Here is a 25,285-nt window from a genome sequence, read left to right as displayed (position 1 = left end):
ATCACTGATCGGCTCAGCCGAACAATCCATAGGTGCCTTATGAACAAACTGGAACTGCTGCGCACCTTCGTCCGGGTCAGCGAACTGTCGAGTTTTACCCTCGCGGGCGAGAGCCTTGGCTTGCCGCGCTCGACCGTGTCCGAACATGTGCAAGCGCTGGAAACCCTGCTCGGCACGCGTCTGCTGCAACGCACCACACGCAAGGTGCAGGCGACGCAGGACGGCTTGGTGTTGTACGAGCGCAGCAAGGACCTGCTCTCGCACATGGACGAGATCGAGGGCTTGTTCCGCCAGGACGAGGCGTCGCTGACCGGGCGCATTCGGGTCGACATGCCGAACATTCTCGCGCGGCGTCTGATCATGCCGCGCCTGCCGCAATTCATGGAGCGTCATCCGAACCTGGAGCTGGAAATCAGCAGCACCGATCGCCGGGTTGATCTGCTCAGCGAAGGCTTCGATTGCGTGGTGCGCATCGGCGCGCAACCGGATCAGTCGGTGGTCGCGCGGCACCTCGGTGACTTCCCCATGGCCAACTGCGCCAGCCCCGCGTACCTCGAGCGTTACGGCGTGCCGCAAACCCTTGAGGATCTGGCGCAGCATCGACTGGTGCATTACGTCGGCGTGCTCGGTTCGCGTTCGGAAGGTTTTGTGTACGAGGAGGGCGGTCAGGTTAAACGCTTGCCGATGGCTGGCAGCATTACGGTCAACAGCACTGACGCTTACGAGTCGGCGTGCCTGGGCGGTTTTGGTCTGACGCAGGTACCGCGCACCGGCATGCAACCGCATCTGGATAACGGCGAACTGGTGACCGTATTGCCGCAATTCACCGCGCCGGCGATGGGGATTTCGTTGTTGTACGCGCGGCAGCGGCATTTGCCGTTGCGGGTGCGGGTGTTTATGGATTGGCTGGGCGATCTGATCCGCTCTGCGCTCTAAACCTGAACACTAAACCAATGTGGGAGCGAGCCTGCTCGCGAAGACGGCGTGTCAGTCAATTCAGAGTTGACTGATCCACCGCTTTCGCGAGCAAGCTCGCTCCCACAAGGAGAATTGTGCGAATTAGAAGATCTGGGTGAACAGCCAGTAGAGGCTGCCTGACAGCAGAATGGCGGCGGGGAGTGTCAGCACCCACGCCATCAACAGATTGCGGATGGTCTTCATCTGCAACCCGCCACCGTTGGCGACCATGGTCCCGGCCACCCCCGAAGACAACACATGCGTGGTCGACACCGGCAAACCAAACATGTCCGCCGCACCGATGGTGAGCATGGCCACGGTTTCCGCCGACGCACCCTGGGCATAGGTCAGGTGGGTCTTGCCGATCTTCTCGCCGACCGTCACCACAATCCGTTTCCAGCCAACCATGGTGCCCAACCCGAGCGCGATGGCCACGGCGATCTTCACCCACAGCGGAATAAACCGTGTGGCGTTGTCGATCTGTTGCTTGAACAGTTGCAGTTTGCTGCTGGTGTCGGCGTCGAAATTGCCGACCTTGTTCTTGTCCATCAGGCGAATACTTTCGCTGGCCAGGTACATGTCGTTACGCACGTTGCCCATGGCTTCGGCCGGGACTTTCGCCAGCGAGCCGTAGCCTTTGACTTCTTCACCGATGTGCCCAGTGAGGGCGGCGAGGGCGGGGATCAGTTGCGGCGTGGCGTCCTTGCTGCGCACGTAATCGGAGAGCACCGCACGCGGATCGGCCGGCGTCGGCAGCGGGGCACTTTTCACCAGCGCTTGCTGGGTGACTTGCGCCACGGCGGCAAACTGCAGCGATTGTTCTTCGGGCATGGTGCGGTTCAAGGCGTAGGCCATCGGCAATGTGCCGACCAGAATCAGCATGATCAGGCCCATGCCTTTCTGGCCGTCATTGGAGCCGTGGGCGAAGGACACGCCGGTGCAGGTCAGAATCAGCAAACCGCGAATCCACCACGGCGGCGGGGTGTTGCCTTTAGGGGCCTTGTACAGCGCGCGATTCTTCACGAATGCACGCAGCGCCAGCAGCAACAGCGCCGCGCAGCCGAACCCCACCAGTGGCGACAGGAGCAAGGCGTAACCGATCTTGGTCGCCTGCGCCCAATCGACACCGCTTGTGCCGTCGCGGCCGTGCATCAAGGCATTGGCCACGCCGACGCCGATGATCGAACCGATCAGCGTGTGCGAAGACGATGCCGGCAAACCGAGCCACCAGGTGCCGAGGTTCCACAGGATCGCCGCGATCAGCAGGGCGAAAATCATCGAGAAACCGGCAGACGAACCGACCTGCAGAATCAACTCCACCGGCAGCAACGCGATGATGCCGAACGCCACCGCGCCGCTCGAAAGCAACACGCCGAGAAAGTTGAAGAACCCCGACCAGACCACTGCCACATTCGGCGGCAGCGAGTGGGTGTAAATCACCGTCGCGACGGCGTTGGCGGTGTCGTGGAAACCGTTGACGAACTCGAAACCCAAGGCAATCAGCAGCGCCACACCGAGCAGCAGGAACGGCGTCCACGTGGTGACTACCGTGCCGAGTTCGTGCATGTCGTGCATCAGGCTGTAGGCGGTGAACAGCATCCCCATCGCCAGTACCGCGAAAAAGATCACGTAGGTGAACGGGCCGGTTTTCTTGTCGAGGGCTGGCCTGCCGCTGGCGGCGGACGCAGGGCTGGCGGTCAGGGAGGGAGTAGCCATGAGCGGACAATCCTGAGCGAGGGAAGGAATGTCGCCCATGATCGTTGCAGAATGTTACAGAGAAACWGCGCCATGTCAGTGTTTGGGGTTTTAGCTCCACCGCTGATCCGAAGACTGAAGAAGATCCCTGTGGGAGCGAGCTTGCTCGCGAAAGCGGTGTGTCATCCGACAATGATGGAGCCTGACACTCCGTCTTCGCGAGCAAGCTCGCTCCCACATTGGGCCTGCGGTGGCAATGCGTTTTGTGGTCAGTAATCGCCTCTTTTACGAAACGCCCAACGCCCGGCAATCACGGTAAACGTCGCCACCAGTGCAACCAGAATCCAGAACCCTTCCGGATCTTGCGACAACGGCACCCCGCCCACATTCATTCCGAAAAAACCGGCAATTATGTTGATCGGCAGCGCCAGTACCGTCACCACGGTCAGGGTGAAAAGCGTGCGGTTGCTCTGTTCGTTGAGGTTGGCGGCGATCTCTTCCTGCAACAGTTTGATCCGCTCACCCAGCGCAGTGAGGTCGTTGATGATCAGCGCAAACTCCTCGGTGGATTTGCGCAGCTCCTTGACGTCCTCCTTTTGCAACCAGGGCGGCGGCCGGTTGAGCAAACGCAGCAGCGAACCCGGCTCCAGCGCCAGCAGCCGTTGCAGCCGCACCAGCACGCGGCGATTGGCACCGAGTTCGGCACGGTTGGTCGACAGCCGCGAGGAGAGCAATTCGTCCTCGACCTGATCGACGCTCATGCTGGTCTTGCGCACGATCTGCGTGAGTACTTCGCCCTGATCGCGCAGCAGATGCACGAGCAATTCCGAGGGCGAACGAAAACGCTCGCCGGCCTTCACCGACGAGCGCAATTTATCCACCGAGTGCAGCGGTTGCAGACGCGCACTGACGATCAGTTTGCTGCGCACACAGACCCACAGCGTCGACACGTCCGAGGAGACCATGCTGCTGAGGTTGAACACCACATCGTTGACCACCGCCAGCAACGCCGAGTCGACATGCTCGATGCGCGTCGACCGCGAACCTTCGTGCAACGCTTCGAAAAACTCCTCGGGCAATTGCAGATGACTTTTCATCCAGCGCTCGCACGCCGCGTGCGCCAGATTGAGGTGCAGCCAAAGGAATTCGCCCGTGTCGTTATCGTCCTGCAAACAGCGCAACGCTGTCGCCGAGTCGACTTCGCGGCCACGTTCGCCGGGCAGGAAACGAAAGCCGTAGAGCAGGCCAAACAGATCGGGATCGCGATGGCTGATATCGAGGCTGTGGTTCATGAAGGCTCGCTGCGAGGAGGGTGCGTCGGTCGCGCAAATGGCAGGTTCACTGAGCCGCATCATCGCAATGTCAGATGACGTTTGTGTGACAGCAAAATGACGTCAAATCAGCAGCTTACCGGTGGTCGGGATTTCTTCAAGAAACGCTCTGGTGCGCCGATCACGCTTGGGTTACGTTGCGCGCGCTTGGCCATGAGCCAAGGCGTGCCGACAGGGATGTCCGGCAAAATTTCACGCCTTACCGGGCGTGCCTCATCCTTGTCCTGAGTGTCTTTCGATGCTGCAAAAATCCCTGAGAGCGCAAATTCTCGCCCTGCTGAGCGGCAGCCTGCTGGCGATGCTGTTGATCGCCCTGGCCTGTTTTCACTTTCTGTCCAACGGCGTGCAGAGTTACAGCCAGTTGATCGCCGGTCCCTTGCACACTTCGCAATTGATCGACGAGGCCAACCTGCAATTCAAGGTGCAGGTGCAGGAATGGAAAAACGTTCTGCTGCGCGGTAAGCAACCGGCGGATCTGGCTAAATATTGGGGGCAGTTCGAGGACCGTCAGCGCGATGTGCAGAACATTCTCGGTGAACTGGCCAGCCAGAAAGGCATCGAGCCGAGCCTGAAAAACCGCATCGAACGTCTGCGTGAAGAACATCGTCTGCTCGGCGCTGCCTACCAGAAGGGCCGCGATGCCTACGTGGCTRCCGGTGGTGATCCGACGGCTGGTGATGCGGCGGTCAAAGGCGTCGACCGCGCCGCCAGCGATCAGATGAGCGAGCTGGTCGCCGAGTTGCGCAAGCATGGCACCGCGCAGTCGGCGCTGATCAGTGCCGAGGCTGATCGCACCGTGTGGCTGGGGCTGCTGGTGATGCTCGCGTCGGGTCTGCTGATCGGCTTGTTGAGCCTGTGGCTGGTCAACCGTAACCTGGTCGAACCGATTCGCAAACTGATCGATTACGTGACCCAGTTGAGTCGCGGCAAACTCGCCGAGCGCGTGGTCAGCGACCGCCAGGATGAGCTGGGCAACCTCGCCGCCGCCGCCAACACCTTGCGCGATTTCCTCGCCGAAACCTTCACCCGTTTGCAACGCAGCGCCAGCGATCTGGATAGCGCCAGTGGCGAGTTGAATGCGATCGCCACGACCATGGCCGGCGGCACCAACGAACAATTCAATCGCACCGATCAAGTGGCCACGGCGATGAACGAAATGTCCGCCACCGCCCAGGAAGTGGCGCGTCACGCCGCTGATGCTGCGCGTGCGGCCGACGATGCCGACCAGTCCGCCCAGCAGGGTGAAAAGGTCATGCAGAGCACCATCCACTCGATCACCCAGATGCGCGGCGAAATCGCCAATACCGCCACGGTGATCCGTCGTCTGGAAGCCGACAGCGGCCGCATCGGCAAAGTGCTGGAAGTGATTCGCGGCATCGCCGAACAGACCAACCTATTGGCATTGAACGCGGCCATCGAAGCGGCGCGCGCCGGTGAGGCCGGGCGTGGTTTTGCCGTGGTCGCCGATGAAGTGCGCAACCTCGCACAACGCACCGCCGAGTCGATCATCGAGATCAACCAGATCATCCAGAGCGTGCAGACCGGCGCGGTGGACGCGGCGCAAGCCATCGACAGCGGCCAGACGCGCAGTGATGAAAGCGTCGAGCAGGTGACCCAGGCCGGCGCGATGCTGGAGCGCATCACCCACGCGGTGGAGGCGATCCGCGACATGAACCGTCAGATTGCTACCGCCGCCGAAGAGCAGACCTCGGTGGCCGAGGACATCTCGCGCAACCTCACCGAGATCACCTCGATCGCCAGCACCAACCTCGACAACGTGCAGCGCACCGAAAGCGCGAGTCAGAACCTGCACAGTCTGTCGGGGGAGCTGAACGAAGTCACCGCGCGTCTGAGTGCCTGACGCAAACGACCGTGTACCGGTTCGGATACCGAGTCGGTACACAGTCGATCTCAAATTGAGGCGGCCGTGGTCGATGACCGGTTATCTATAACCGGCATTGGAGTATTTCCATGGTCAGCATCACTTCTGTTTCGATCAATCAGACTCTCAGCTCACCCACCAGCAAAACGTCGATTAGCGACGTTGCTGACGACACGTCTACCTCAGCAACCGCCAGCACGGGCGCGACTGCCGATAGCGGTAAAGTCGCCGCCGGTGGGGGGGCCGCTCCGGCGGGTGACAGCAGCTCCAGCAGCAGTGAAGAATCGGATTCGGTGAAAGAACTGCGCAAGCAGATTGCCGAGTTGCAGAAGCAATTGCAGGAGGAGCAGCAAGCGCTGCAAGCGGCCCAGGCGAAGCAGGAAAGTTCGGATGCCAAAACCGCCGAAGTAGCTGCCGCACAAGCGCAGATCACCGCCACCTCGGCCTCCCTGTCGACCGCCACAGCTTCATTGTTGCAGGCGTTGCAGGACTCCGACTCGAGCACTTCGGGGTCGTTGGTCAGCACCTCGGTGTGATGCCTTTTCCCCTTACCCTAGCCCTCTCCCGGAGGGAGAGGGGACTGACCGTGGTGATTATGCGAGCTACGCCGACCTGAGATTTCGAGGCGCACTCAGGCCTTGAATAGCCCCCGATCGGCTCCCTTTCCCCTCACCCTAGCCCTCTCCCAGAGGGAGAGGGGACTGACCGGGGTGATTATTTGCGTTACGCCGACCTGAAACATCGAGTCGAACTCAGGTCTTGAATAACCCCCCGATCGGCTCCCTTTCCCCCTCGCCCCCTTGGGGGCGGTCCGACGTTTCGGGAGGGCTGGGGTGAGGGGGAGAAAATCTCACTGACAACACATCAACCGGGCCAAACACCAGACACAAAAAAGCCGCACGATCTCTCAATCGTGCGGCTTGCTTTATACGCGGTATCAAGTGTCTTGCTTGTTGCTCAACACCTTGCCAGTGGTCGCATCAAAGTCCACATCGAACTCTTTGCCATCAGCAGTTTTCAATTCAACTTCATACTCATAACCGTTGAAGTGGTTATCCAGGTCCGTGTCAGTAATAGTCGCACCCGGATGCAGTTTCAGCGCTTCGGCATTCATCGATTCCAGCGACTTGATCTTGCCTTCCTTGACCAGTTGCGGGATCTGGTCGACGCGGACATCAGCCAGGGCCACGCCAGCAGTGAGGGTCAGGGCAGTGGCGGTAAACAGGGCAGTCAAAGTTTTCATCGGTTCATTCCTTGGGTGACTCGTTTAAGTGGCCTCAGGTTAACCAGCGCAACTTAACTCACCCTTAAAACCCTGCACCCAAACAAAACGGGCAAGCCATGCACCTGCACAGAACCTGTGAGAGCGTGGCTTGCCCGTGATGAAGGCGCCTGGATTTCAGATCAGAAACCGTTGTTCTTCAACACCTGATCAACCGTGCCAGCCGCCGGGCGTTTGTAGAACTTCAACAATTCGCTGGCGCGGTTGGTGAAGATGCCGTCGACACCGGCCGCCATGACTTTCTCGAAGTCCACCGGCTCATCAACGGTGTAGACGTGCACCAGCATGCCCTGATCGTGGGTGTACTGGTTCATCCACGGTTGCACCAGATCCGAATAGCTCTGATCGCCGCCCTTGGTCAACTTCGCCGACGGGCCGGTACCGATGGCACCTTGCGACTTGGCGTAGTCCACCCATTGCTTGAATTCGGCTTCGGACTTCGGCTCTTGTTTGCCGTAGAAAACGTTTTTGTCTTTCTCGCCGGACTCGGCAAAGGTCACTTTCGATTTCGGCTCGATGCTGCCTTCGCCGACCCACAGCAGGAGGATCTTCGGCACTTGCGGCATTTCTTTTTCCAGCAGGGCGAGGCTGTTTTTCTCGAACGTCTGCAGGATCACCTTGCCTTTGCCCTGACCCACGCCCAGCGCACTTTTCGCCAGCTTCGAACCGGCCGGGCTCAGCCAGCCGCGATCCTGGAGTTTTTCCTTGAGGTCTTTCTCGATCCCGGGAAACAGCTGCGGCTCTTTGGTCTCGATGTACAGGCCCGGCTTGTGTTGCGGATTGGCCTGGGCGATGTCGATGATTTCATCGAGGGTCAGAATTTTCAGTCCGGCGTAGGACGGGCGGGCGCGATCTGGGTACTTGGCGTTGAACCAACTGCCGGCGTCGAGGGTTTTCAGTTCGGCCATGGTAAACGCGGTGGCCGAGGCGTCCTTGCGCTCCGGAAACTTGCTGGCGACGTCGGTGGTGCGTTGCAGGTTGTCGTCGTGCAGGGCGAACAACACGCCGTCCTTGCTGCGCTGCAGGTCCATTTCCAGGTAATCGGCGCCGAGGTCGCGGGCCAGTTTGTAGGACGCTGCGGTGGATTCCGGTGCATCGAAGGACGCGCCACGGTGAGCAATCACGGCCGGGTGCGGGATGCCGTTGGCGGCAGCGATCGCTTTCGGGTCGGTTTGGCTGGCTGCGTGTGCCTGACCAAGACCGAGCAGCAGGCTCAGGACCAGAGCGCTTTTGGTGAAAGTGGCGGGCATGTTCGAGTTCCTTTCGCAGGGCATTTTCAAAGACGTACCTTTTAACAACTGAATCGATTGCGTGCTATCGCAGGACCGACATAAACGTATTAAAAGCGATTTTTCCTGCACTTTTGTGGCGCGGTTTGCAGTACGCTTGCCCTCGGCAGACGTCCCGGCAGAGGGCGGGCCGCTCCGTTGCCCTGCGTGTAAACCATCGATCATTTTTCGTGAGGTTTACCATGCGCATCACCTCCCAACTCATCTGCCAGGCTGCCGACGATCTCAAGGGTTTTGTCGGCCTCAACCGCAAGACCGGTCAATACATCGTGCGTTTCAGCGAAGATTCGTTCGGCATGGACGTGGCGGATGACGGCATTATTCCTGTGAATGAATTCGTCTGGGCGCCGGCGACGGCGCAGACCATGACCCTTAAACGCGAGTTGATTCAGTTGTTGCTGGATCAGAACATCGATGAGCGGATCAACATTACCGAGCCGTTGCGCGTTTATATGAGCAGGGTTGAAGTGCCGGAGATTGTCGCGGTACGGAGTCTGGTTCGGGGCTGAGATTATCTGTGACAGTGCGGGCCTCTTCGCGAGCAAGCTCGCTCCCACATTGGATCTGCGTCGATCACAAATCCATTGTGGGAGCGAGCTTGCTCGCGAAGGCGGCCGACAATGCGCCGCCATTTTATTGCCCGAACCGATATTCACGCTCAACCCGACACACCCGCGTATGAAACGCCGAATACCACTGCAAGCGTCCGCGCTCCTGAACCAGCCGATGCTCAGGGTTCTGTCGCCACGCCAGAATCGCCGCTTCGCTCTGCCAATACGACACCGTAATCCCGACGCCATCCACGCCGCGAACCGACTCCACCCCGAGAAATCCCGGCTGTTCACGCACTAACAATTCCATGCGTTCAGCCGCCTCGGCATAGCCGTTGTCACCCTCGGTGCGGGTCGAGGTAAAAATCACCGCAAAGCAGGACGCCATCAACGTGCCTCCGCACAAGCTTCGACAAACGCGCGCACCAGCGGCGGCATCTGCCCTTTTAGTAGCGCGGTACGCTCCGGTTGAAACAACGTCGCGACAAAGAACCGCTGATCCTTGAGTTCAATCGCGCGTAAATCCCCTGACGAATCATGCCCCACCGCCTGTAGCCGATCGCCCAACAGTTGCTGTTCGAACAGCGGATTAACACCGAAGCGGCAGCGATAACCTTCACGAATCTCAGACGTTTCGTACGCCTTGGCGATCAACGAGCCGGGCACCAAGTGAATGCTGTCCACCGCTTCGACCAGCGAACAGGTCAACGGCGTGAGTACCGCGCGTTCTGAGTCGGGTGATGTTTCACCATGTTCCGCATCCATCCAGCCCAACACATTGCGGGAAAATTCCAGCACCGCATGCTGAAAACCGCCGCAGGTGCCGAGGAAAGGGCGCTGCTGTTCGCGGGCAAAACGGATCGCCCGAAGTGCGCCGGCTTCACTTTTGTAAGGGCTGGCGGGTACGCACCAGAAACCGTCGAACCGCTCGAGCGGCGTATCGGCGTGGATCTGCTCGGTGGGCAACCATTCGAAATGCACGTTGCGATTGAGGTGTTCGGCGACCAGGCCGAGGGCGACGGGAATGGCTTGGTGGGCGGTGACTTGCGGGTCGTAATCGCCAATCAGGGCGATACGGATGGCGCTGTTTTCCATGGGAGTTCCCTGCGCTTGTTGATTGATGGCACTCACTATAGATTGGCGTTCACGCACTCAACATTGGCGTTTGCCCAAGTGATCAATGCAGCCACGCACTATCAGCTCGACTACCCCGACCTCGCCCTGATTCTCGCCTTGGTGCGTGGCGGCTCTCTGGCCCGGGCTTCGCAGCTGTTGAAGGTCGATGTGTCGACGGTATTCCGCGCCGTGCGCCGTCTCGAAGCCGCACTCGGCCAGCAATTGTTCGAAAAAAGCCGTGCCGGTTACCTGCCGACGAACCTCGCGCAGACGCTGGCCGAGCAAGCTGAACGCGCCGAACAGGCATTGGAAGCCGCACGTATCGGCGTGGAGCAGGGCGGCGAAGTGGTCAGCGGCACGGTGCGTCTGACCTGCACCGATTCGGTGTTGCAGGGTTTGCTGCTGCCGGCGCTGGCGCAGTTCATGCCCAATTATCCGGCGTTGACCATCGAACTGAGCACCTCCAACGACTTCGCCAACCTCAGTCGCCGTGATGCCGACATTGCTCTGCGCCTGACGCGGACACCGCCCGAGCATCTGGTCGGACGGCAACTGGCGACGATTTCCTACCGCGTCTGCGCCAGTTTGCGTTATCTGCAAAATGTCGATGCTTCGGATCTGACGGCGTTGACCTGGATCGCCCCGGATGACTTTTTGCCCGATCATCCGACTGTCGCCTGGCGTCGTCAGCATCTACCCGGTGTCACCCCGGGCTATCGCTGCAACAGTATGTTGTCAGTCACGGAGTTGGTTCGCGCAGGCCTCGGTGTGGCGGCATTACCGGACTTCCTCATCACCGAGGGTGTGCAGGCGTTGAGCGAGCCGCTGCACGGTTACGACACCGCGCTGTGGTTGCTGACACGCCCGGATTGCCGAGCCTTGCGCTCGGTGGTGACGTTGTTCGATGAACTCGGGCGGGTACTGCGTTTGCCGTGATCAGCGCTGCGGGTTCTGGCGCATATGATCGTGCAGTTCGCTGGTCAGACTGGCGATGCGTTCGGTGAGGTTTTTGGTCATCTCGGTGAGGCGGGTGTTCTGCTCCAGCAGCTCAAGCAGTTGCGCGGTGTTCTTCGCCGCTTGGGCCTGACGCTCGGTATTGGCCTGTGCCAGCGCTTCACGGTGTAGCGCATCGGCATCGGCTTGTGCCTTGTCGCGGGCGGCCTGACGGGTTTGTGCCAGCAGAATCAGCGGTGCGGCATAGGCGGCCTGGAGGCTGAACGCGAGGTTGAGCAGGATGAACGGGTAAACGTCGAATTGCGTCACGCCCGACACGTTGAGGCCGATCCACACCGCGACGATCACGGTTTGCGCACCGAGAAACAGCGGCGTGCCGAAGAACCGCGCGAACGCCTCGGCGCGCAGCGCAAACCTGTCGTTGCCGAAGGTGGTGTTGAGGTGGGCGTGGGGGCGGTGGAAGCGCAGGTGGTCGACTGGAGCTGTTTCAGGCACTGCGGGTTTTTCAGTGGTCATGGTGCACTCGGCAGGGCATGGGACGTGTAGTCACTATAGCCCTGCGTTGTGGCGGCCGGCCCCTTCGCGAGCAAGCTCGCTCCCACAGGTAGCCGGTGTGTTCACACATATTGTGATCAACCTAACCCCTGTGGGAGCGAGCTTGCTCGCGAAGGCAACGACGCGGTCTACCTGCCTTTAACCCGGCACCCGCTCATTGGCAAACATGCTCACCGCATCCACCGCCTCACTGGCACCATCACGAATCTGCAGAATCACCGTCCCCGCCTGATTCGCCAATTCGACGCCTTCAGCCGCACGGCCCCGGGTGCCTTCCATGCTCTTGATGGCCTGACGGGTTTCGCTCTGGATCAAACCGATCATGGTGGATATCTCCGCCGTCGAGCCGCTGGTACGCCCCGCCAGCAGGCGCACCTCGTCGGCAACCACGGCAAACCCGCGGCCCTGTTCACCGGCGCGGGCGGCTTCAATTGCAGCGTTGAGCGCCAGCAGATTGGTCTGGTCGGCAATCGAGCGGATGGTGTTGACGATGGCGGTGATCTGCTCGGAGCGTTCCCCCAGTTGCGCAATCAGCGTTGAAGACTGGGCGATGTCTTCGGCGATTTCGCGCATTTCGCTGGCGGCTTGCTGGATCACCTGCGTACCTTGCTCGGCGACTTTTCGCGTCGCTACCGAGATGTGATACGCCGCGCTGGCACTGCGTGCGTCCTGTTCGTGTTGTTCGACGCGCGCGGTCACATCGGAGGCGAACTTCACCACTTTGCACAAGCGCCCGGCAGCGTCGTAGACCGGGTTGTAGTTGGCTTCCAGCCACACCGTTTGCCCGCGTTTATCCACGCGTTCGAACTGCCCCTGGAAAAGTTCGCCCTGATTCAAGCGCCGCCAGAAATCCTCATAAGCGCTGCTGTTGACCAGCGCCGGCGTGCAGAACAAACGGTGATGTTTACCTTTCAGCTCGGCGAGGGTGTAACCCATGCGCGTCAGAAAATTCTGATTGGCCGTGAGAATACTGCCGTCGAGGTTGAACTCGATGACCGCCATGGCCCGGTCGATCGCCTGCAACTTGGCGTTGGCTTCGCTTTCCTGCTGCACCTTGGCGGTCACGTCCATGGCGTACTTGACCACTTTCACCACCCGTCCCGAAGCATCCTTGATCGGGTTGTAGCTGGCTTCCAGCCAGATCGGCTGGCCCTTGCCGTCGACCCGTTCAAACGTACCGGACTGAAACTGGCCGTTTTTCAGACGTGACCACAGATCAGTGTATTGAGCACTGCGCCCGAATTCTGGCGTGCAAAAACGCCGATGGGGCTGGCCGATCGCTTGTTCGGCGGTGTAACCCATGGTCTTGAGAAAGTTGTCGTTGGCGCGCAGCACCACACCATCGAGGTCGAACTCGATGACCGCCATCGAGCGATTGATCGCATCGAGCAGGCCCGTTTGTTCGGTGAGGGTGCGCTGAAGATCGTCGACGACGGCTTTGTGGCGATTAAAGAACATGTTCGCAGTACTCAGGAAGTGGGGAAGATCGAGGATTCAGTCCCTATTTCCGCGCCGGCAGACCGAATGCGCGGACGGCATTCGGCAATGACTGCTCAATACCAGTATTCCTTAGCTGGCAGATGGCTACTTATACAAAACTTCATAAACTTGTACAAGGAAGTAATTATTTGTAATTTTGTATAACTTTTTAGGCGTCGACGTTGTCTGTCGCGGTCCTGGTCAAGGCCACACTGATGGTATTGCGGCCCGTGTGTTTAGCGATGTAGAGCGCTTTGTCGGCATCGTCCAGCCAGTCCAGTGCATCCTTGTACAAGTATTGATAGCGCGCCAAACCGATACTCAGGCCCACTCGCAACTCTCGCACCTGCGGATGACGGTACTGCTGCAATGCCTCGCGCAATTGCTCCATCAGGGCCTCGGCCTTGTGCAGGGGCAGTGTCGGCAGGATCACGCAGAACTCGTCACCGCCGTAGCGCCCGGCCAATTCGTACTGGTCCAGCAGGCGTTTGAGCTCCTGACTCAATTGCCGCAGCACCTCATCGCCGACGATGTGCCCAAAACTGTCGTTGATCTCCTTGAAATGGTCGATGTCGATCAACGCCAGAGTGGCTTGGGTGTTGTGTTGGCGGCACTGCTGAAATTTCAGGTGCAGCAGGTCTTTCCAGGCCCCGTGATTGAGCAGGCCGGTGAGGCTGTCGGTGCGGCTCAGGGCACTCAGTGCGCGTTTGTGTTGGGAGAGTTTGATCGCCAGGTGATAACAGACCATGCCCAGCGCCAGCGGATAAAGAGTAAGCATCGGCAGGCAGGCCCAGACTTGCGTTTGGGTCATCGTCAGGCTGAATTTGCCACCGAAAATCGCCCAGCCCAGCAGTACACCGGCGAGTTGCGCGAGGGCGCCGAACACGAACAGACGTTGGCCGCCGGCGGCAACGTTGTTCATGGTCATCATCGACAGGATGGTCACGGTGGTCAGCGGGTTGAACTGAAAGCACGCCGCCCAGAAACCGCCGAACATCGAGTCGTATAACAAATTGCGGCGTTCAGCCTGATACGGGAACGCCGAGCGCGTGGATATCTGGTAAGCCAAGTGCGGCCAGGCGAAACCGTTAAACAACAACAGCGCCCACAGCCAGTCGGGCATGTTCAGCGGATACAACGCCGCAGCGACGCTGAAGAATCCCACGCCCAAGCCAATGGCTCTGGGCAGATAAATACGTCTGGCGAATGACAAGCCTTTGCCGCGTTGGTTTTCCATGATGCCCTGCGCGAAATTCATCCTGAAATACTTTGCAGTATTTTCTCAGGCTAACCGTTCGTCGGTCGATTGTCGGACATTGTCATTTATTCCAACGGGAATAATCAGTGTCCTTCCGAGCCATTTAGTCGATGGTTCGCGCAGGAGAGGGGCGATTTAGAGCTGATAGTGGGCCAGAAACATCTGCAGCGCCGATTCGGCGACACTGTTCTGCATATCGACATCGAGGGCGGCTCGGCCCATAGACATCTGCGGCCAGAAAGCGAAGGTCTTGAGCAAGCCTTGTACTTGCTGTGCGGCGAATTCCGGATCGACCGGTTTCAGTCGGCCGTCAGCCTGCGCGGCGCGAATCCACACGGTCAGACCTTCCTCGCGCTTGCCCATGCGCTCGACCATGTTCTGCGCGCGCTCCGGCGAGTGAATGGTGGCGGCAATTGCCACACGGGCCAGGGTCAGGAAATTCTCGTCAGCCATCAACTGCATTTTGGCCTGGAGCATCGGCCGTAATTGCTCGCGCAAGGGCTGATCGCGGTTATAGACGACGGATTGCTCTGCGCTGATTCGTGCCCACAACTGGTTGAGAATTTCGGCGAACAACTCTTCTTTGCTGGGGAAATGGTTGTACACCGTGCGCTTCGACACACCGGCGGTGGCCGCGATTTTGTCCATGCTGGTGATCTCGAAACCGTTGGCACGGAATTCGGTAATCGCCGCTTGAATAATGGCTTCGCGTTTACGGTCGGTGAGGCGTTGTGGAGCTGTCATAAGTACGCTTCGGCAGTGAAAGGGTGAAATTACACTTGGCAGTTTACTTGTCATCCGCTTTGATGCAACCTAGAAACTACACCGCCCAGTGTAATGTTGCGTTAATCCTCGCAACCTAAAAAACAGACAGTTCGGCCTATGCGTGCAGCTTTGGCCATTTATCGTCCCAACCGTGGAGAAACCGCGAATTGCGCGGTTTTTCTGGAGTCATTCAGTCATGGCCAATCCAGTTTTGATCCCGGATAACACATCCACGCCTGAAGCCTCTCGACAGGCTCAAGGCCTGTTTCGTAATCATGCGCCGGTGCAACGCGAAGGCCTGCGCAAAATGCTGCGGATCATGTGGAACATGATTTTCCACAAACCGCGCAACACCCGGCCCGCTGCGCCTATCCCGGTGCAAGCATTGACTCGGGAAGAGCTGCTGGCAGCGCCCAATCACAGCGTCTATCGCCTCGGTCACTCGACCTTGCTGCTGAAACTGCGCGACAAATTCTTCATCACCGACCCGGTCTTCGCCGAGCGCGCATCACCAGTGCAGTGGGCCGGGCCGAAACGCTTCCACCAGCCGCCGATCAGCATCGACCAGTTGCCGCCGATCGAAGCGGTGATTCTGTCGCACAACCACTACGACCACCTCGATTACCAGGCCGTGCTCAGACTGGCCGCCAAGACCAACCTGTTCCTCACGCCACTGGGCGTCGGCGACACCCTGATCAAATGGGGCATCGATGCCAGCAAAGTCCGTCAGTACGATTGGTGGCAGGGCGCCGAGATTGCCGGCATCCGCTTCGTTGCTACACCGTCGCAGCATTTTTCCGGCCGTGGCCTGTTCGATGGCAACAGCTCCCTGTGGGCATCCTGGGTAATGATCGACGGCGACACGCGGATCTTCTTCAGCGGCGACAGCGGCTACTTCGACGGCTTCAAACGCATCGGCGAACAGTTCGGCCCGTTCGACCTGACCCTGATGGAAACCGGCGCCTACAACGTCGAATGGCCACACGTGCACATGCAGCCGGAAGAAACCTTGCAAGCGCACATCGACCTCAAGGGTCGCTGGCTCTTCCCGATCCACAACGGCACCTTCGACCTGGCGATGCACGCCTGGCACGAACCGTTCGACCGGATTCTGGCACTGGCGTGGGAACGCAGTGTTTCAATTACCACGCCGCAGATGGGGGAGGCGTTCAATATCGCTCAACCGCAACGCGGGGAGGCGTGGTGGTTGGCGGTTGAAGGGGAGAGTGAGGGTGTGGTGCAGAGCGCTTGATCAGGTGAAGACGGTTCGCGCCTAAGGGGGCGAACCGGTTGCTCCAGAAACAAGCCCTGAAATCTTGATGTTGTAATCGGCCATCGTAGTAACGGGTACCTCCCGGAATTTTCCACGAAGGATTTGCTGGAGATTCTCCAGAGGTATTCCCAGTCTTTGTGCGGCTTCAGATTCGCTTATGTCGGTGGACGCGATAAGCGAGATCAATTTTGTGGCGTACTCGGACTTGATCAGCATCTCGCTTGCACGCTCAAGCTCTAAATCTTGATAAACATTGCCTGTGCTTTCTTCGATCTCGCTCATGTTTTTATCCTTACTCAGCCATCGCAAAATCCCCACGCCCCATCGCTTCCGACGACACGCCCTGAACACTCGCACTACGCCCCGGTGCAAACCCGGGAAAGAACACCAGCCCCTGCGCCTCGAACCGGTAAGCCAACGCCAGTCGCGCCGCATCCGCTACATCCTGCTGCGCTTCAAAGCGTTGAATGTCTTCAACCGAAATCTCAGCCTCCCGCGATAGCTGTTCCACGCTCCAGCCCAGCATCGCTCGGGCCTGGACGCAGTGCGTCGGGGTGAACTGGAAAAGGGCAATGCGTTCGAGGATGTGGTTCATCGCAAGAGAGGCCATGGTGTGCTCCGGGCTCAAGAGTGCTGATTGAAAATGTACTGTGTTTTTGTACAGTTGTTTTCGGCCGGGATCAAACGCATTTTTTGATTTGCGCTAATTTGCCGCCTCCAACCAGACGGACGGTGCCTGCCCGAGGATCCGCCGGAACATCGTCGAGAACGCCGCCGGGCTTTCATAACCAAAGTCCAGTGCGATGCGCGTCACCGCTTCACCCGAGGCCAAGCGTGCCAGCGCCAGAACCACGCAAGCCTGCTGCCGCCATTGTCTGAAGCTCAGCCCGGTTTGTTGGCGAAACAGTCTGTTGAAGGTACGCAAGCTTATGTGTAATTGGTCGGCCCATTGCTGTGGCGATTGGTGGGCGTACGGCTGATGCAGAAAGTTCTGACACAGAGACAGGAGTTTTCCGTCAGGCGGCAGCGGAATGTGCAACGGCAGCGGCGCACTTCGCGTCAATTCATGCAGCAACAGATCGATCAATACGCCATCTCGCCCGCCGAGGTCATAGGTCAGCGGTACTTCCACCGCCTCCATCAGCAAATGCCGCATCAACAGTGACACGCTGATTACCTGGCAGCGCTCCCCCAGATCCACTGCGCCCGGTTCGATGTACACACTGCGAGTACTGACCCCGAGCATCAACACCTCATGCGCCACCCCCGGTGGAATCCATACCGCGCGCTGCGGCGGCACAACCCAGTTACCGTCGTGAGTGCTGACCTGCATCACCCCGGTCGCGCCGTACAACAATTGCGCCCGACGATGCGTGTGAAAAGGCAGCAAGTGACCGTGGGAATAATCCGTACCGATCGCCACCACCGCGCGCGGCGTGTCATCCAGCAGATTGATCGAAACATTGCGCATCAGGCGTTACTCGGTGATTGGCGTAAACGCAAACATTATTGGCTGACTTGCTGAAGCAGGCCAAGCGATGCCGCTCTATCGTCGATCGCTCTCCTTTCACGGAAACCTCGTCATGTTCTATTTACTGCTGACCCTCTTCGGTTGCCTGACCGGCATCACCGCCGTCCTGTTCGGCTTCGGCGGCGGCTTCGTCGTGGTGCCGCTGCTGTATCGCCTGCTCACCGCCAGCCACGGCGCAGACGACCCGATCAGCCAGTCGGCAATGCACATCGCTGTCGCCACCTCGACCTGCGTGATGATCGTCAACGCCCTGATCGCCACCGACAAACACCGTCGCGCCGGCAATCTCATCCGCCATTACCTTTGGCCGTTGGGTGGGTTCATCGGAGTGGGTGCGGTCGTTGGCGCAATAGCGGCGGTGTGGGTCAGCGGCGAAGTGATTCGCTATGCGTTCATCGGCTACCTCGGCGTGACCATCGTCGACTGCCTGCTGCGACGTGGCTTTCTCACTCAGAACCCAGATGTCATCCCACGCCGACTTGGCGCTACGGAAACTTCCGCAGGTGGTGTAGGCATCGGCGCCATCGCGACGTTTCTGGGTGTAGGAGGCAGCGTCATGACCGTGCCGCTGTTGCGCCGTTGTGGATTGAGCATGTCGCAAGCGACGTCCATGGCCAATCCGTTGAGTGTGCCGGTGGCATTGGCCGGGACGCTGACGTACATGGCGTTAGCAGGGTTCAGTCAGGCTGACCTGGGCGCGTGGTTTGTCGGGTATGTGGATCTGCTCGCCTTTGCGGTGCTGACGGTTGGCTCACTCATCGGGATACGCTTGGCCGCGCCATGGATTGGACGGATCCCGGATCGGGTTCATGCCTGGGTCTATATCGGGTTGCTGATTATTGTGCTGCTGTGCATTTCGCTTAAATGAATCATTGCCAGGTTACAGCGGAAGAAATCAAAATCGGTAATTGAGCGCCATACTCCAGCAACTACCAGAGAACCCGGATGTTGATCTTCAATTGCACCGAAGCCGCCAGTAAGTTTTTCAGCCGTGTTCACAAAGGCAAAGTGATCACTCCGGTGGACGCTAAACCCCCGACCGCAGTTATCGAAGATGATCAACCGGGCAGCTCCAACGAGCAGTGGCTCGTGCACGCAATCACCGTCCAACGCAAACACGTGTTGCTCGTCATCCATGTGCAAACCCGCTATTGCATGATCCTCGCCGATGCCAAAAAGGCCGATGCTGAAGGGTTTGTCGCAGGATTTGTCGAACGCTGGCGCGAAGGCTTGCTACGCGACGCGATCAACCATGATTTCATGCAATGGGCTGACGCGGGAATCCTGTCGGATCGTTTTGACGAAGCCTGCGCAGAACATCGTTTCTATCGTCGCAGCCATCGGGGTGCACAACAGCACATTGAGCAGATCGCCTGGTTTTTTCAGGACTGTGCCGCCGAGTGGGGTTGTTTGCCGCAGGGCGAACGCGCGGCCATCGGGTTCGATGCGCAGATGAACAGTCGACTCAGAAACAGCAAAGGGCGCAAGGATTACTTCAGGCCAGATGAAGAAATGATCGCCCACTGGTTGCGCCAATATTGCGCTGTCGATGAGTCTGGCATTCAGGCTGCGCTGGAGCGACGCAAACAGGCAGAGCGGAAGATCGAGGCGTTTCAGAGTGAACTGCAATAGCCTGAAAGTCACTGCGGGCCTCGCATCCCTGATTTGTTCTCTCCATAATCCCCCCGAATTTATCTGCGCCGGCCCTCAAGTGCCGGCGCGGCCTCCGCCTCTTTCAAGGATCGATCAATGCTCAAGGGACTGATGCGCCTGGCAACCTGCGCTGCTGTGCTGTTCTCGCTACTATCCACCGCGCAGGCCGAAGATAACCGGATGGTATTCACCGGCACGTTGGGCAAAATGCCGATCGTGTTCGAAGTCGACACCAGTGACCCGGAGCAAGTCACCGGTCGCTACTTCTATGAGAAATTTCACCGCGATCTAGAGCTTAACGGTACTTATAAAAATGACGTCTTGCTGCTCACAGAGGGCAGCAATCGTATGGACCCGGACAAGCCATTACCGACCCTCAAACTGAAACCGATTGAGGCCGGCTGGAAGGGCGAATGGCAAAACGCTAAAGGCAAAAAACTGCCCGTGCTCGTTACCGATACGCCACTTCCCGAAGTTCCGGCGAATGCATTGCCCTACATCGCCAAGTTGCCCAAGAGCGAGCCCTACGAATATCTGCGGCTTCAGGGATTGAAACTCAAACCTGGTAAAAAGCAGGACTTCATGGGCTACTCCCTGCAATGGTGGGAAGAGCCTGATACCAAGATGTCCATGTTCAGCATCGAATCCGGGATGCCAAAAGAAGATCTGCAACGGGTTAACCAGCAATTGCTCGGGCGCTTTTGGGACGAGRCCATCAGTTACTACGGTTGCCAGTTGCGAGGTCGCGGTTACGCCGAATTCCTCCAGGATGTCACCCCGACATTTATCTCGCCCAGCGTCATCAGCCTGAACATCTCCACCAGCTACGACTGCGGCGGTGCGCACCCAGACTTCGGCGATTCACCGCTCAACATCGATGTGAAAACCGGCCATCCGTTGTCGCTCGAAGACGTGCTCTGGGTGGGCGAGGGTCAGCCAATCCTTCACGCTGATCGTTACCGAGGTGGTGACCAGCCATTGACCGAGGCTGAAGACGCAGCGCGCTCAAAGTACCAACGCGAAATCTTCAAGCCGTGGCTAATAAAGCAACTCACCGCGCTGTACCCGGATGAAATGAAGAAACCGGCAGGCGGAGATGAAGACAGTTGCGACTTCACCAATGAAGACAACTGGAGCTATTCCAACTGGCACTTCACCGAAAAAGGTTTGTACATCGGCGCGTATTTCGCCCGCGTCGAGCGAGCCTGCGATTCACCCGACTGGTCGATCCTGCCGTACTCGTTGATCAAACAACACCCCGGCGCCGTCAAACTGCAACTGCCCCAAGACTAACCATCACTCCAGCCCCGGCGCTTCACGAATAATGAAGTGATCCAGGTTCTCGATATTGGCATTGAAGACCTCGAAAGGCTTTTCGGGGTTCTTCTTGCCGGGCACCTGCTTCAACTCCGGCGTCACCCCATAGAAGAAACAGAACAACGCCTTGTCGCTATCCACCGCGTGCTTGATCTCCTCCAGAAACGCCTTGCGCTTGCGGTAGTTGTCGATCAGCTTCTTGTTCAGATAAACACTGACCGGATACGGCTTCTTCTTACTGTCCTCGGGCTTCTTGAACCAGACCTTGTCCTCGAAATCGATACGAAAACTGGCACTGTGGAAGTCCTCGATCTTCTTGATCCGCCCCCAGTAAATCAGCCCCTTGTTGTCCGTCAGATACTCAATCTTCTTGAAGAACGAACTGTACGGCGCCGTATGCTCGCCGACCTTCAACGGCATGCGCTTAAGCAACTCCTTGTCCGCGAAGTTCGAAACAAAACACTCCACCGGATGCGCAAACACACTGGTCTTGTCCGGCGCCGATTCACGACCCGCCGAATCTTTACCACTCTCCGTCGCCACCCGCACCGGATCATCGCGCAACACATCCGCCGCCCCCGCTGGCGCGACAGGCTTGCGCACATACTCACGCCGGGTCAGCAACAACTCTGATGGGAAGTGTTCCTCACGCCCGTCATCCACCTCGCCATCCGCCGTTTCAACGCCCGAAGCCGAGGCCTTCAAACTCACATACGGACAACCCGCCACATGCTGCGTGGTCGGTAGATTCTTGAAGTGCGGCGTGCGCACGTAATTCACGTTCTTTGCGTTGAACGTACCCAACTCATTGGAAGCCTCGAACGCCGAACGACAGGCATCGTTGGGGCACTGGAAGTGTTCCTTCGCAGAGTCGAAGGCAACCGTCTCATCGAAATTGAGATCGCGAACGTCATAGATCGACAACTTGTCGTCGAGGCTGAGGCAGTAGGCGAGATCGAATTTCATGGTGGGGCTCGGATCCTTGAGTGGGGGAGGGGTATTAATAGCGGGAGGTGGCGCGGGTTGCACTGATTGTTTTCAGGATGATGCGGAATCTGTGGGAGCCAGCTTGCTTGCGATTGGTGGCATCAACTCAATATCGAATCCAGACACCCGCCCGGCAGCAACACGTTTCAAATGTGGTGAGGGGATTTATCCCCGATGGGCAGCGGAGCTGTCCCAAGGACTTTTGGCCACAAAAAATCCGCTGCTTGAAAACTCAAACAGCGGACTCTGAAACCCTCAGCCTCCACGCAACAATCGCGAAGCCTTACGCCACCAGGACTCATGACGATTAAACGGATCATTCGCCAACAAACAAGGCATATCCCGCAAGCGAATCCACGGCTCATCCTGCCAGTGCAACGTACTCAGCGACATCTGCGGCCAGCTCAAAACACTCAACGTCGGACGCTCCACAGATCGYGACGGTCGAGCATCACGCAGCGTTGGCACAACCTGAAGCGTCACCCACTCACGAAGCTGTCGGTACTCAGGACAGTAGTGATAAATCAGTAACGCGTACACGCCAGATTCACTCACCATCCACTGTTCTTCTATTTCGCCGAAAAGCTCCACGCACATCAACTGACGCTGATCTGCATCGAGTTTGCGTAGCTGGCGCTCATCAAGATGTTTACCCATCAACCGCCCTAGATCATGGACGCAGAACCACACCTGGTTCTCAACCAGAACGGCATGCAGGTGCGTTTTGTTGCGAGTAAATCGAGTCGGTAAAAGTGGCTCAGTCATGGCGAGCCTCCGGGGTCGGAAGCGACGAGGGCGTTGTACGGGTACAGCGATTCACCTTCATCATGAAGGTTTGATATTCAGGCATTTCCATTTACCTCTGGCTGCTTTCTTAGGGCATTCGTTAGGGTGTCGGGAGCTAAGAAACCCACCAGAGACGGGCCGGACATATTCCCCTTTCGGGTCTTGTATTCGCCCACTCCCGACATAACGGGATTTTTCGCAGGCGTAGAGAAACCGCAGACGAAAAAAAGCCGCATGACTGTCGGGTGCGGAGGACCGCTCTGGTTTAAGGCGTTTCTTAGGCGCCGAGTTGTGAGCCTAGGGGCTCAGCGCTGCATGGTCAAGCCTTCAAAAACGCCAACTATTTTGAGGTGAAGAGGCATGTAGTCCTTAGGCTTCAATGTTGAATGCCTTTTGGATTTCAACGCGTAGGAGATCTCTGTTTTTTGTGTGGCACTCCCAGATAGTTACCACCCGCCATCCCAGATCGATCAGAGCCTGTTGGGCATTGAGATCCCTTTCAACATTTTTCGTAAATTTGGTTTGCCAAAAATCGACCCTGCTTTTTGGCATATATGCATATTTACACTCGGGATGGCGGTGCCAAAAACAGCCGTGAACGAACATACATAGGCGATATTTCGGGAACACCAGATCAGGTGTTCCCGGCAGGTCTCTTCTGTGCAGGCGGAATCGGAGCCCCATCTGGTGACATAGTGAACGCAAGACCATTTCTGGTTTTGTGTTCTTTCCCCGAATCTTGGACATGATACTGGAGCGATGCTCGGGGGTGACTATGTCTGCACTCATTCACACCTCAGTCAAAGGGAAGCTCATGTTCAACCATGACATCACTGCATTGCTGTCCTGAAGTCCAGTTTCGCGAAGAAGCTCAACAATGTCTCTTCCTGCAAGGATCATCACGGGATGGCCGTCTTCTACTATCTCCTTGTAGGCTTGGTCATGAAGCCAGGAGGTGGTGATAATCACGCCAAATTGTCGGTGCCGTAGGCGAGAAATCAACCTGGATACTTCACGAACGCCTACTGAGTTAGCAATCCCGTAGCATTTAGCTTCGATTGCAAAATCTACTAGAACTGAGGTTTCTGGCCTTCCAATTCTGAGTTTTCCCGTACCGTCTCGACCACCATCGCGATACCGCCTCGTCAGATCGAGTTCAACCGTATCAGGCAAACAAACCCTCACCAGATGTGCTGCGCACGCCTCAAATGCATACGGATCTGACTCGAAATGCTTGTGTAGGATCGAAAGCATTTTCATGTCTTCCTTCGAAGATGGCAGCTGTTCCTTTTTTGAGCGGATAGGCTGAGATCGCTTGGCAATCAGAGGAGTGTATTGCCCGGAGCGAACCCATTTCATCCATTCAAACGGTGCGTGTTCGCTATCGCTTGCTCGCATGCCATTGATGATGTCCGTCAGCCAATCCCGGGAAATCTCTGGCAAGTCGAGAATTGTGAACGTCGCTCTGTAGTTCTGAAAGCGCTGACCTTTGCTGGCATGCCACACAGCTACCAAATCATCGTTGTGAGTGCTTCCGATTCGACCCGGAACGGCAAGCCCCCTGAAAATTACATCTCGATAGATTCCTGCTTTGGTAAAAACGAAAATGGGTGGGATATCTGCCCTGTCGCCAGAGTGTTGCCGCTCGAAAATAAGCTCCAAAAGATTGTTGCCATAGCGATGGGTTTCGTCCAGTTTACGCCCGGGCTTCTTGTTATCACCGTAGTAGGTGAACACCCCAGTTGATAGGTCGAGTTCATCGGGCCAGTCAAGATCCTCCATGCTTGATAGCAAAGCAATCACATTGGGAGATCCTCTTTTACCTCTTATCCTAAATCCGCCCTGATTGCTTAGTTTTAGCATCTTATTAAGCGGGTCATCACTGGCATTTCCGTTCCTGCTGCCGGAGTATCGAGCGTCAATAACTAAGTCTGCCTTGGCCAGCTCTTCAACTGAGAAAACTGCGTTTTTTGTCACGATAATGTCCAGTTGCCATCATTTAGAGAATGGTGCCTGGAAATCTAAAAAAATTCCATAGGAGAAACTTGATTGGTGCTGCTGGCAAAATTATAGATATTGTTGGGGGGGTAAAATAAGAGTAGAAGCGGCGCTCGTCCGCCGCTCTCTCTCTCTCTTGTTACGATTAATAAACTCCAATGATTCCGGGTCGCGCTAAATGGGTTCTAAGCTTGAACAACAAGTCGTTGAGTATTGACTCATTGAGGCGATAGAGTGCATTTACTTCTTTAGTACGTATGGTCGGCAGTGGGATATTGGCGCCAGCATTAAATACTAGTGAGCGGATCTTTCCATTGATTCTAAATGCTGGTGAAACCCAAAGAAATTCCGGTCTATTTTTTCTTGGTTTTAGATAGCGGTCTTCGATTTCCAAACCGACAAAGTAGCTCATTGGAACCGATTTGTTCTGAGCATGATCACACGCCGCATGAGCTTGGCAAATTATCCAGCGTGCTTCTGAAAGGTGTTCAGGCTTTAACAGCGAAAAAAGCTCAATTGCAGCTTGCTCTTGGCTCATACCAAATGTATTTATAAAATCTTTTACGGTTAATATATTGTTGAGACTTGATATTGCGCCTCTATCGGCCAAGGAAATTCCATGTGTC

The 25,285-nt window shown here is 57.4% G+C and carries 26 protein-coding genes and 3 pseudogenes; 10 read left to right on the top strand and 19 right to left on the bottom strand.

Going from position 1 to position 25,285, the window contains the following annotated elements; all coding sequences use genetic code 11:
- Positions 1-39: 39 nt before the first annotated feature.
- Positions 40-936, top strand: a complete 897-nt coding sequence (locus AC1DVF_RS24310) for a LysR family transcriptional regulator (protein ID WP_477783264.1) — start codon at positions 40-42, stop codon at positions 934-936.
- A 123-nt stretch (positions 937-1,059) separates the two neighbouring features.
- Here the strand turns inward: AC1DVF_RS24310 and AC1DVF_RS24305 are convergent, their stop codons facing one another.
- Both AC1DVF_RS24305 and AC1DVF_RS24300 read right to left on the bottom strand, forming a co-directional pair.
- Positions 1,060-2,673 carry an inorganic phosphate transporter gene (locus AC1DVF_RS24305; RefSeq protein ID WP_093430431.1) on the bottom strand — a complete coding sequence of 538 codons (1,614 nt, stop codon included), beginning with the start codon at positions 2,671-2,673 and terminating at the stop codon, positions 1,060-1,062.
- A gap of 248 nt (positions 2,674-2,921) precedes the next feature.
- The gene (locus AC1DVF_RS24300) at positions 2,922-3,944 is read right to left on the bottom strand and encodes a transporter (RefSeq protein WP_099756971.1); all 1,023 of its coding nucleotides are present in this window, start codon (positions 3,942-3,944) and stop codon (positions 2,922-2,924) included.
- A gap of 277 nt (positions 3,945-4,221) precedes the next feature.
- Here AC1DVF_RS24300 and AC1DVF_RS24295 point away from each other — a divergent pair.
- The 3 genes and pseudogenes from AC1DVF_RS24295 to AC1DVF_RS24285 form a co-directional block, all read left to right on the top strand.
- Positions 4,222-4,911: pseudogene (locus AC1DVF_RS24295) on the top strand (methyl-accepting chemotaxis protein); the annotation flags it as partial.
- A gap of 165 nt (positions 4,912-5,076) precedes the next feature.
- Positions 5,077-5,844: a methyl-accepting chemotaxis protein gene (locus tag AC1DVF_RS24290; RefSeq protein ID WP_414927069.1), complete on the top strand. Its 768-nt coding sequence runs from the start codon at positions 5,077-5,079 to the stop codon at positions 5,842-5,844.
- A 110-nt stretch (positions 5,845-5,954) separates the two neighbouring features.
- A complete protein-coding gene (locus AC1DVF_RS24285; protein ID WP_460129897.1) occupies positions 5,955-6,401 on the top strand; it encodes a hypothetical protein in 447 nt (148 codons plus the stop codon).
- Between the two features lie 401 nt (positions 6,402-6,802).
- Here the strand turns inward: AC1DVF_RS24285 and AC1DVF_RS24280 are convergent, their stop codons facing one another.
- Together AC1DVF_RS24280 and AC1DVF_RS24275 are read right to left on the bottom strand one after the other, a co-directional pair.
- Positions 6,803-7,108, bottom strand: a complete 306-nt coding sequence (locus tag AC1DVF_RS24280) for a PepSY domain-containing protein (RefSeq protein ID WP_460129895.1) — start codon at positions 7,106-7,108, stop codon at positions 6,803-6,805.
- Between the two features lie 161 nt (positions 7,109-7,269).
- Positions 7,270-8,397 carry a glycerophosphodiester phosphodiesterase gene (locus AC1DVF_RS24275; protein WP_099756969.1) on the bottom strand — a complete coding sequence of 376 codons (1,128 nt, stop codon included), beginning with the start codon at positions 8,395-8,397 and terminating at the stop codon, positions 7,270-7,272.
- 221 nt (positions 8,398-8,618) lie between these two features.
- Here AC1DVF_RS24275 and AC1DVF_RS24270 point away from each other — a divergent pair, with 221 nt between their 5' ends.
- Positions 8,619-8,945 carry a DUF2025 family protein gene (locus AC1DVF_RS24270; protein WP_093430425.1) on the top strand — a complete coding sequence of 109 codons (327 nt, stop codon included), beginning with the start codon at positions 8,619-8,621 and terminating at the stop codon, positions 8,943-8,945.
- A 124-nt stretch (positions 8,946-9,069) separates the two neighbouring features.
- On the opposite strand, the gene AC1DVF_RS24265 is transcribed toward AC1DVF_RS24270, so the two are convergent.
- Positions 9,070-9,375 (bottom strand): antibiotic biosynthesis monooxygenase family protein, encoded by a 306-nt coding sequence (locus AC1DVF_RS24265; RefSeq protein WP_477783263.1) that lies wholly within the window; start codon positions 9,373-9,375, stop codon positions 9,070-9,072.
- Complete coding sequence (locus AC1DVF_RS24260) at positions 9,375-10,082, bottom strand: CTP synthase C-terminal region-related (seleno)protein (protein ID WP_477783262.1); 708 nt, start codon at positions 10,080-10,082, stop codon at positions 9,375-9,377. Before AC1DVF_RS24260 ends, AC1DVF_RS24265 begins: the two co-directional genes overlap by 1 nt.
- A 15-nt stretch (positions 10,083-10,097) precedes the next feature.
- On the opposite strand from AC1DVF_RS24260, the gene AC1DVF_RS24255 reads away from it, so the two are divergent.
- A complete protein-coding gene (locus AC1DVF_RS24255; protein ID WP_477783261.1) occupies positions 10,098-11,039 on the top strand; it encodes a LysR family transcriptional regulator in 942 nt (313 codons plus the stop codon).
- On the opposite strand, the gene AC1DVF_RS24250 is transcribed toward AC1DVF_RS24255, so the two are convergent.
- The 5 genes and pseudogenes from AC1DVF_RS24250 to AC1DVF_RS24230 form a co-directional block, all read right to left on the bottom strand.
- Positions 11,040-11,573: a DUF1003 domain-containing protein gene (locus AC1DVF_RS24250; protein ID WP_257355952.1), complete on the bottom strand. Its 534-nt coding sequence runs from the start codon at positions 11,571-11,573 to the stop codon at positions 11,040-11,042.
- A 177-nt stretch (positions 11,574-11,750) separates the two neighbouring features.
- Positions 11,751-12,188: pseudogene (locus AC1DVF_RS24245) on the bottom strand (methyl-accepting chemotaxis protein); the annotation flags it as partial.
- Between the two features lie 108 nt (positions 12,189-12,296).
- Positions 12,297-12,980: pseudogene (locus AC1DVF_RS24240) on the bottom strand (PAS domain-containing protein); the annotation flags it as partial.
- A 280-nt stretch (positions 12,981-13,260) separates the two neighbouring features.
- Positions 13,261-14,328: a diguanylate cyclase gene (locus tag AC1DVF_RS24235; RefSeq protein ID WP_460092260.1), complete on the bottom strand. Its 1,068-nt coding sequence runs from the start codon at positions 14,326-14,328 to the stop codon at positions 13,261-13,263.
- 156 nt (positions 14,329-14,484) lie between these two features.
- Positions 14,485-15,093 (bottom strand): TetR/AcrR family transcriptional regulator, encoded by a 609-nt coding sequence (locus AC1DVF_RS24230; RefSeq protein ID WP_257355950.1) that lies wholly within the window; start codon positions 15,091-15,093, stop codon positions 14,485-14,487.
- Positions 15,094-15,310: 217 nt separating this feature from the next.
- Here AC1DVF_RS24230 and AC1DVF_RS24225 point away from each other — a divergent pair, with 217 nt between their 5' ends.
- Positions 15,311-16,366: an MBL fold metallo-hydrolase gene (locus AC1DVF_RS24225; protein WP_460129886.1), complete on the top strand. Its 1,056-nt coding sequence runs from the start codon at positions 15,311-15,313 to the stop codon at positions 16,364-16,366.
- A 21-nt stretch (positions 16,367-16,387) separates the two neighbouring features.
- On the opposite strand, the gene AC1DVF_RS24220 is transcribed toward AC1DVF_RS24225, so the two are convergent.
- The 3 genes from AC1DVF_RS24220 to AC1DVF_RS24210 all read right to left on the bottom strand — a co-directional run bounded on the left by AC1DVF_RS24220 (position 16,388) and on the right by AC1DVF_RS24210 (position 17,858).
- Complete coding sequence (locus AC1DVF_RS24220) at positions 16,388-16,669, bottom strand: helix-turn-helix domain-containing protein (protein ID WP_257355949.1); 282 nt, start codon at positions 16,667-16,669, stop codon at positions 16,388-16,390.
- Positions 16,670-16,679: 10 nt separating this feature from the next.
- Positions 16,680-16,997, bottom strand: coding sequence for a helix-turn-helix domain-containing protein (locus tag AC1DVF_RS24215; protein ID WP_093430417.1), 318 nt, complete (start codon positions 16,995-16,997; stop codon positions 16,680-16,682).
- Positions 16,998-17,090: 93 nt separating this feature from the next.
- Complete coding sequence (locus tag AC1DVF_RS24210) at positions 17,091-17,858, bottom strand: AraC family transcriptional regulator (RefSeq protein ID WP_477783260.1); 768 nt, start codon at positions 17,856-17,858, stop codon at positions 17,091-17,093.
- A gap of 112 nt (positions 17,859-17,970) precedes the next feature.
- On the opposite strand from AC1DVF_RS24210, the gene AC1DVF_RS24205 reads away from it, so the two are divergent.
- From AC1DVF_RS24205 to AC1DVF_RS24195, 3 genes are all read left to right on the top strand, one after another.
- Positions 17,971-18,786 carry a sulfite exporter TauE/SafE family protein gene (locus tag AC1DVF_RS24205; RefSeq protein ID WP_477783259.1) on the top strand — a complete coding sequence of 272 codons (816 nt, stop codon included), beginning with the start codon at positions 17,971-17,973 and terminating at the stop codon, positions 18,784-18,786.
- 77 nt (positions 18,787-18,863) lie between these two features.
- The gene (locus AC1DVF_RS24200) at positions 18,864-19,550 is read left to right on the top strand and encodes a DUF6933 domain-containing protein (RefSeq protein WP_460091966.1); all 687 of its coding nucleotides are present in this window, start codon (positions 18,864-18,866) and stop codon (positions 19,548-19,550) included.
- Between the two features lie 117 nt (positions 19,551-19,667).
- Positions 19,668-20,864, top strand: a complete 1,197-nt coding sequence (locus AC1DVF_RS24195; protein ID WP_477783258.1) for a hypothetical protein — start codon at positions 19,668-19,670, stop codon at positions 20,862-20,864.
- Positions 20,865-20,867: 3 nt separating this feature from the next.
- Here the strand turns inward: AC1DVF_RS24195 and AC1DVF_RS24190 are convergent, their stop codons facing one another.
- The 5 genes from AC1DVF_RS24190 to AC1DVF_RS24170 all read right to left on the bottom strand — a co-directional run.
- Positions 20,868-21,854 (bottom strand): hypothetical protein, encoded by a 987-nt coding sequence (locus AC1DVF_RS24190; RefSeq protein WP_477783257.1) that lies wholly within the window; start codon positions 21,852-21,854, stop codon positions 20,868-20,870.
- Between the two features lie 276 nt (positions 21,855-22,130).
- The gene (locus AC1DVF_RS24185; RefSeq protein WP_477783256.1) at positions 22,131-22,640 is read right to left on the bottom strand and encodes a BRO-N domain-containing protein; all 510 of its coding nucleotides are present in this window, start codon (positions 22,638-22,640) and stop codon (positions 22,131-22,133) included.
- 390 nt (positions 22,641-23,030) lie between these two features.
- A complete protein-coding gene (locus AC1DVF_RS24180; protein ID WP_477783255.1) occupies positions 23,031-23,450 on the bottom strand; it encodes a very short patch repair endonuclease in 420 nt (139 codons plus the stop codon).
- A complete protein-coding gene (locus AC1DVF_RS24175) occupies positions 23,451-24,638 on the bottom strand; it encodes a restriction endonuclease (protein ID WP_477783254.1) in 1,188 nt (395 codons plus the stop codon).
- Positions 24,639-24,804: 166 nt separating this feature from the next.
- On the bottom strand, positions 24,805-25,285 hold a 481-nt coding region (locus AC1DVF_RS24170; RefSeq protein WP_477783253.1), incomplete at its 5' end, for a hypothetical protein.

The organism is Pseudomonas sp. P4_D7 (assembly GCF_056401755.1).
The sequence above is the reverse complement of the archived record's forward strand: the minus strand, read 5'-3'. Positions and strand labels throughout refer to the sequence as shown.

Excerpts from the sequence above, each read along its gene's own strand:
- AC1DVF_RS24310 (WP_477783264.1), top strand. The coding sequence starts at position 40 with ATGAACAAACTGGAACTGCTGCGCACCTTCGTCCGGGTCAGCGAACTG.
- AC1DVF_RS24305 (WP_093430431.1), bottom strand. The coding sequence starts at position 2,673 with ATGGCTACTCCCTCCCTGACCGCCAGCCCTGCGTCCGCCGCCAGCGGC.
- AC1DVF_RS24300 (WP_099756971.1), bottom strand. The coding sequence starts at position 3,944 with ATGAACCACAGCCTCGATATCAGCCATCGCGATCCCGATCTGTTTGGC.
- AC1DVF_RS24290 (WP_414927069.1), top strand. The coding sequence starts at position 5,077 with ATGGCCGGCGGCACCAACGAACAATTCAATCGCACCGATCAAGTGGCC.
- AC1DVF_RS24285 (WP_460129897.1), top strand. The coding sequence starts at position 5,955 with ATGGTCAGCATCACTTCTGTTTCGATCAATCAGACTCTCAGCTCACCC.
- AC1DVF_RS24280 (WP_460129895.1), bottom strand. The coding sequence starts at position 7,108 with ATGAAAACTTTGACTGCCCTGTTTACCGCCACTGCCCTGACCCTCACT.
- AC1DVF_RS24275 (WP_099756969.1), bottom strand. The coding sequence starts at position 8,397 with ATGCCCGCCACTTTCACCAAAAGCGCTCTGGTCCTGAGCCTGCTGCTC.
- AC1DVF_RS24270 (WP_093430425.1), top strand. The coding sequence starts at position 8,619 with ATGCGCATCACCTCCCAACTCATCTGCCAGGCTGCCGACGATCTCAAG.
- AC1DVF_RS24265 (WP_477783263.1), bottom strand. The coding sequence starts at position 9,375 with ATGGCGTCCTGCTTTGCGGTGATTTTTACCTCGACCCGCACCGAGGGT.
- AC1DVF_RS24260 (WP_477783262.1), bottom strand. The coding sequence starts at position 10,082 with ATGGAAAACAGCGCCATCCGTATCGCCCTGATTGGCGATTACGACCCG.
- AC1DVF_RS24250 (WP_257355952.1), bottom strand. The coding sequence starts at position 11,573 with ATGACCACTGAAAAACCCGCAGTGCCTGAAACAGCTCCAGTCGACCAC.
- AC1DVF_RS24235 (WP_460092260.1), bottom strand. The coding sequence starts at position 14,328 with ATGGAAAACCAACGCGGCAAAGGCTTGTCATTCGCCAGACGTATTTAT.
- AC1DVF_RS24230 (WP_257355950.1), bottom strand. The coding sequence starts at position 15,093 with ATGACAGCTCCACAACGCCTCACCGACCGTAAACGCGAAGCCATTATT.
- AC1DVF_RS24225 (WP_460129886.1), top strand. The coding sequence starts at position 15,311 with ATGGCCAATCCAGTTTTGATCCCGGATAACACATCCACGCCTGAAGCC.
- AC1DVF_RS24220 (WP_257355949.1), bottom strand. The coding sequence starts at position 16,669 with ATGAGCGAGATCGAAGAAAGCACAGGCAATGTTTATCAAGATTTAGAG.
- AC1DVF_RS24215 (WP_093430417.1), bottom strand. The coding sequence starts at position 16,997 with ATGGCCTCTCTTGCGATGAACCACATCCTCGAACGCATTGCCCTTTTC.
- AC1DVF_RS24210 (WP_477783260.1), bottom strand. The coding sequence starts at position 17,858 with ATGCGCAATGTTTCGATCAATCTGCTGGATGACACGCCGCGCGCGGTG.
- AC1DVF_RS24205 (WP_477783259.1), top strand. The coding sequence starts at position 17,971 with ATGTTCTATTTACTGCTGACCCTCTTCGGTTGCCTGACCGGCATCACC.
- AC1DVF_RS24200 (WP_460091966.1), top strand. The coding sequence starts at position 18,864 with ATGTTGATCTTCAATTGCACCGAAGCCGCCAGTAAGTTTTTCAGCCGT.
- AC1DVF_RS24190 (WP_477783257.1), bottom strand. The coding sequence starts at position 21,854 with ATGAAATTCGATCTCGCCTACTGCCTCAGCCTCGACGACAAGTTGTCG.
- AC1DVF_RS24180 (WP_477783255.1), bottom strand. The coding sequence starts at position 23,450 with ATGAGTGCAGACATAGTCACCCCCGAGCATCGCTCCAGTATCATGTCC.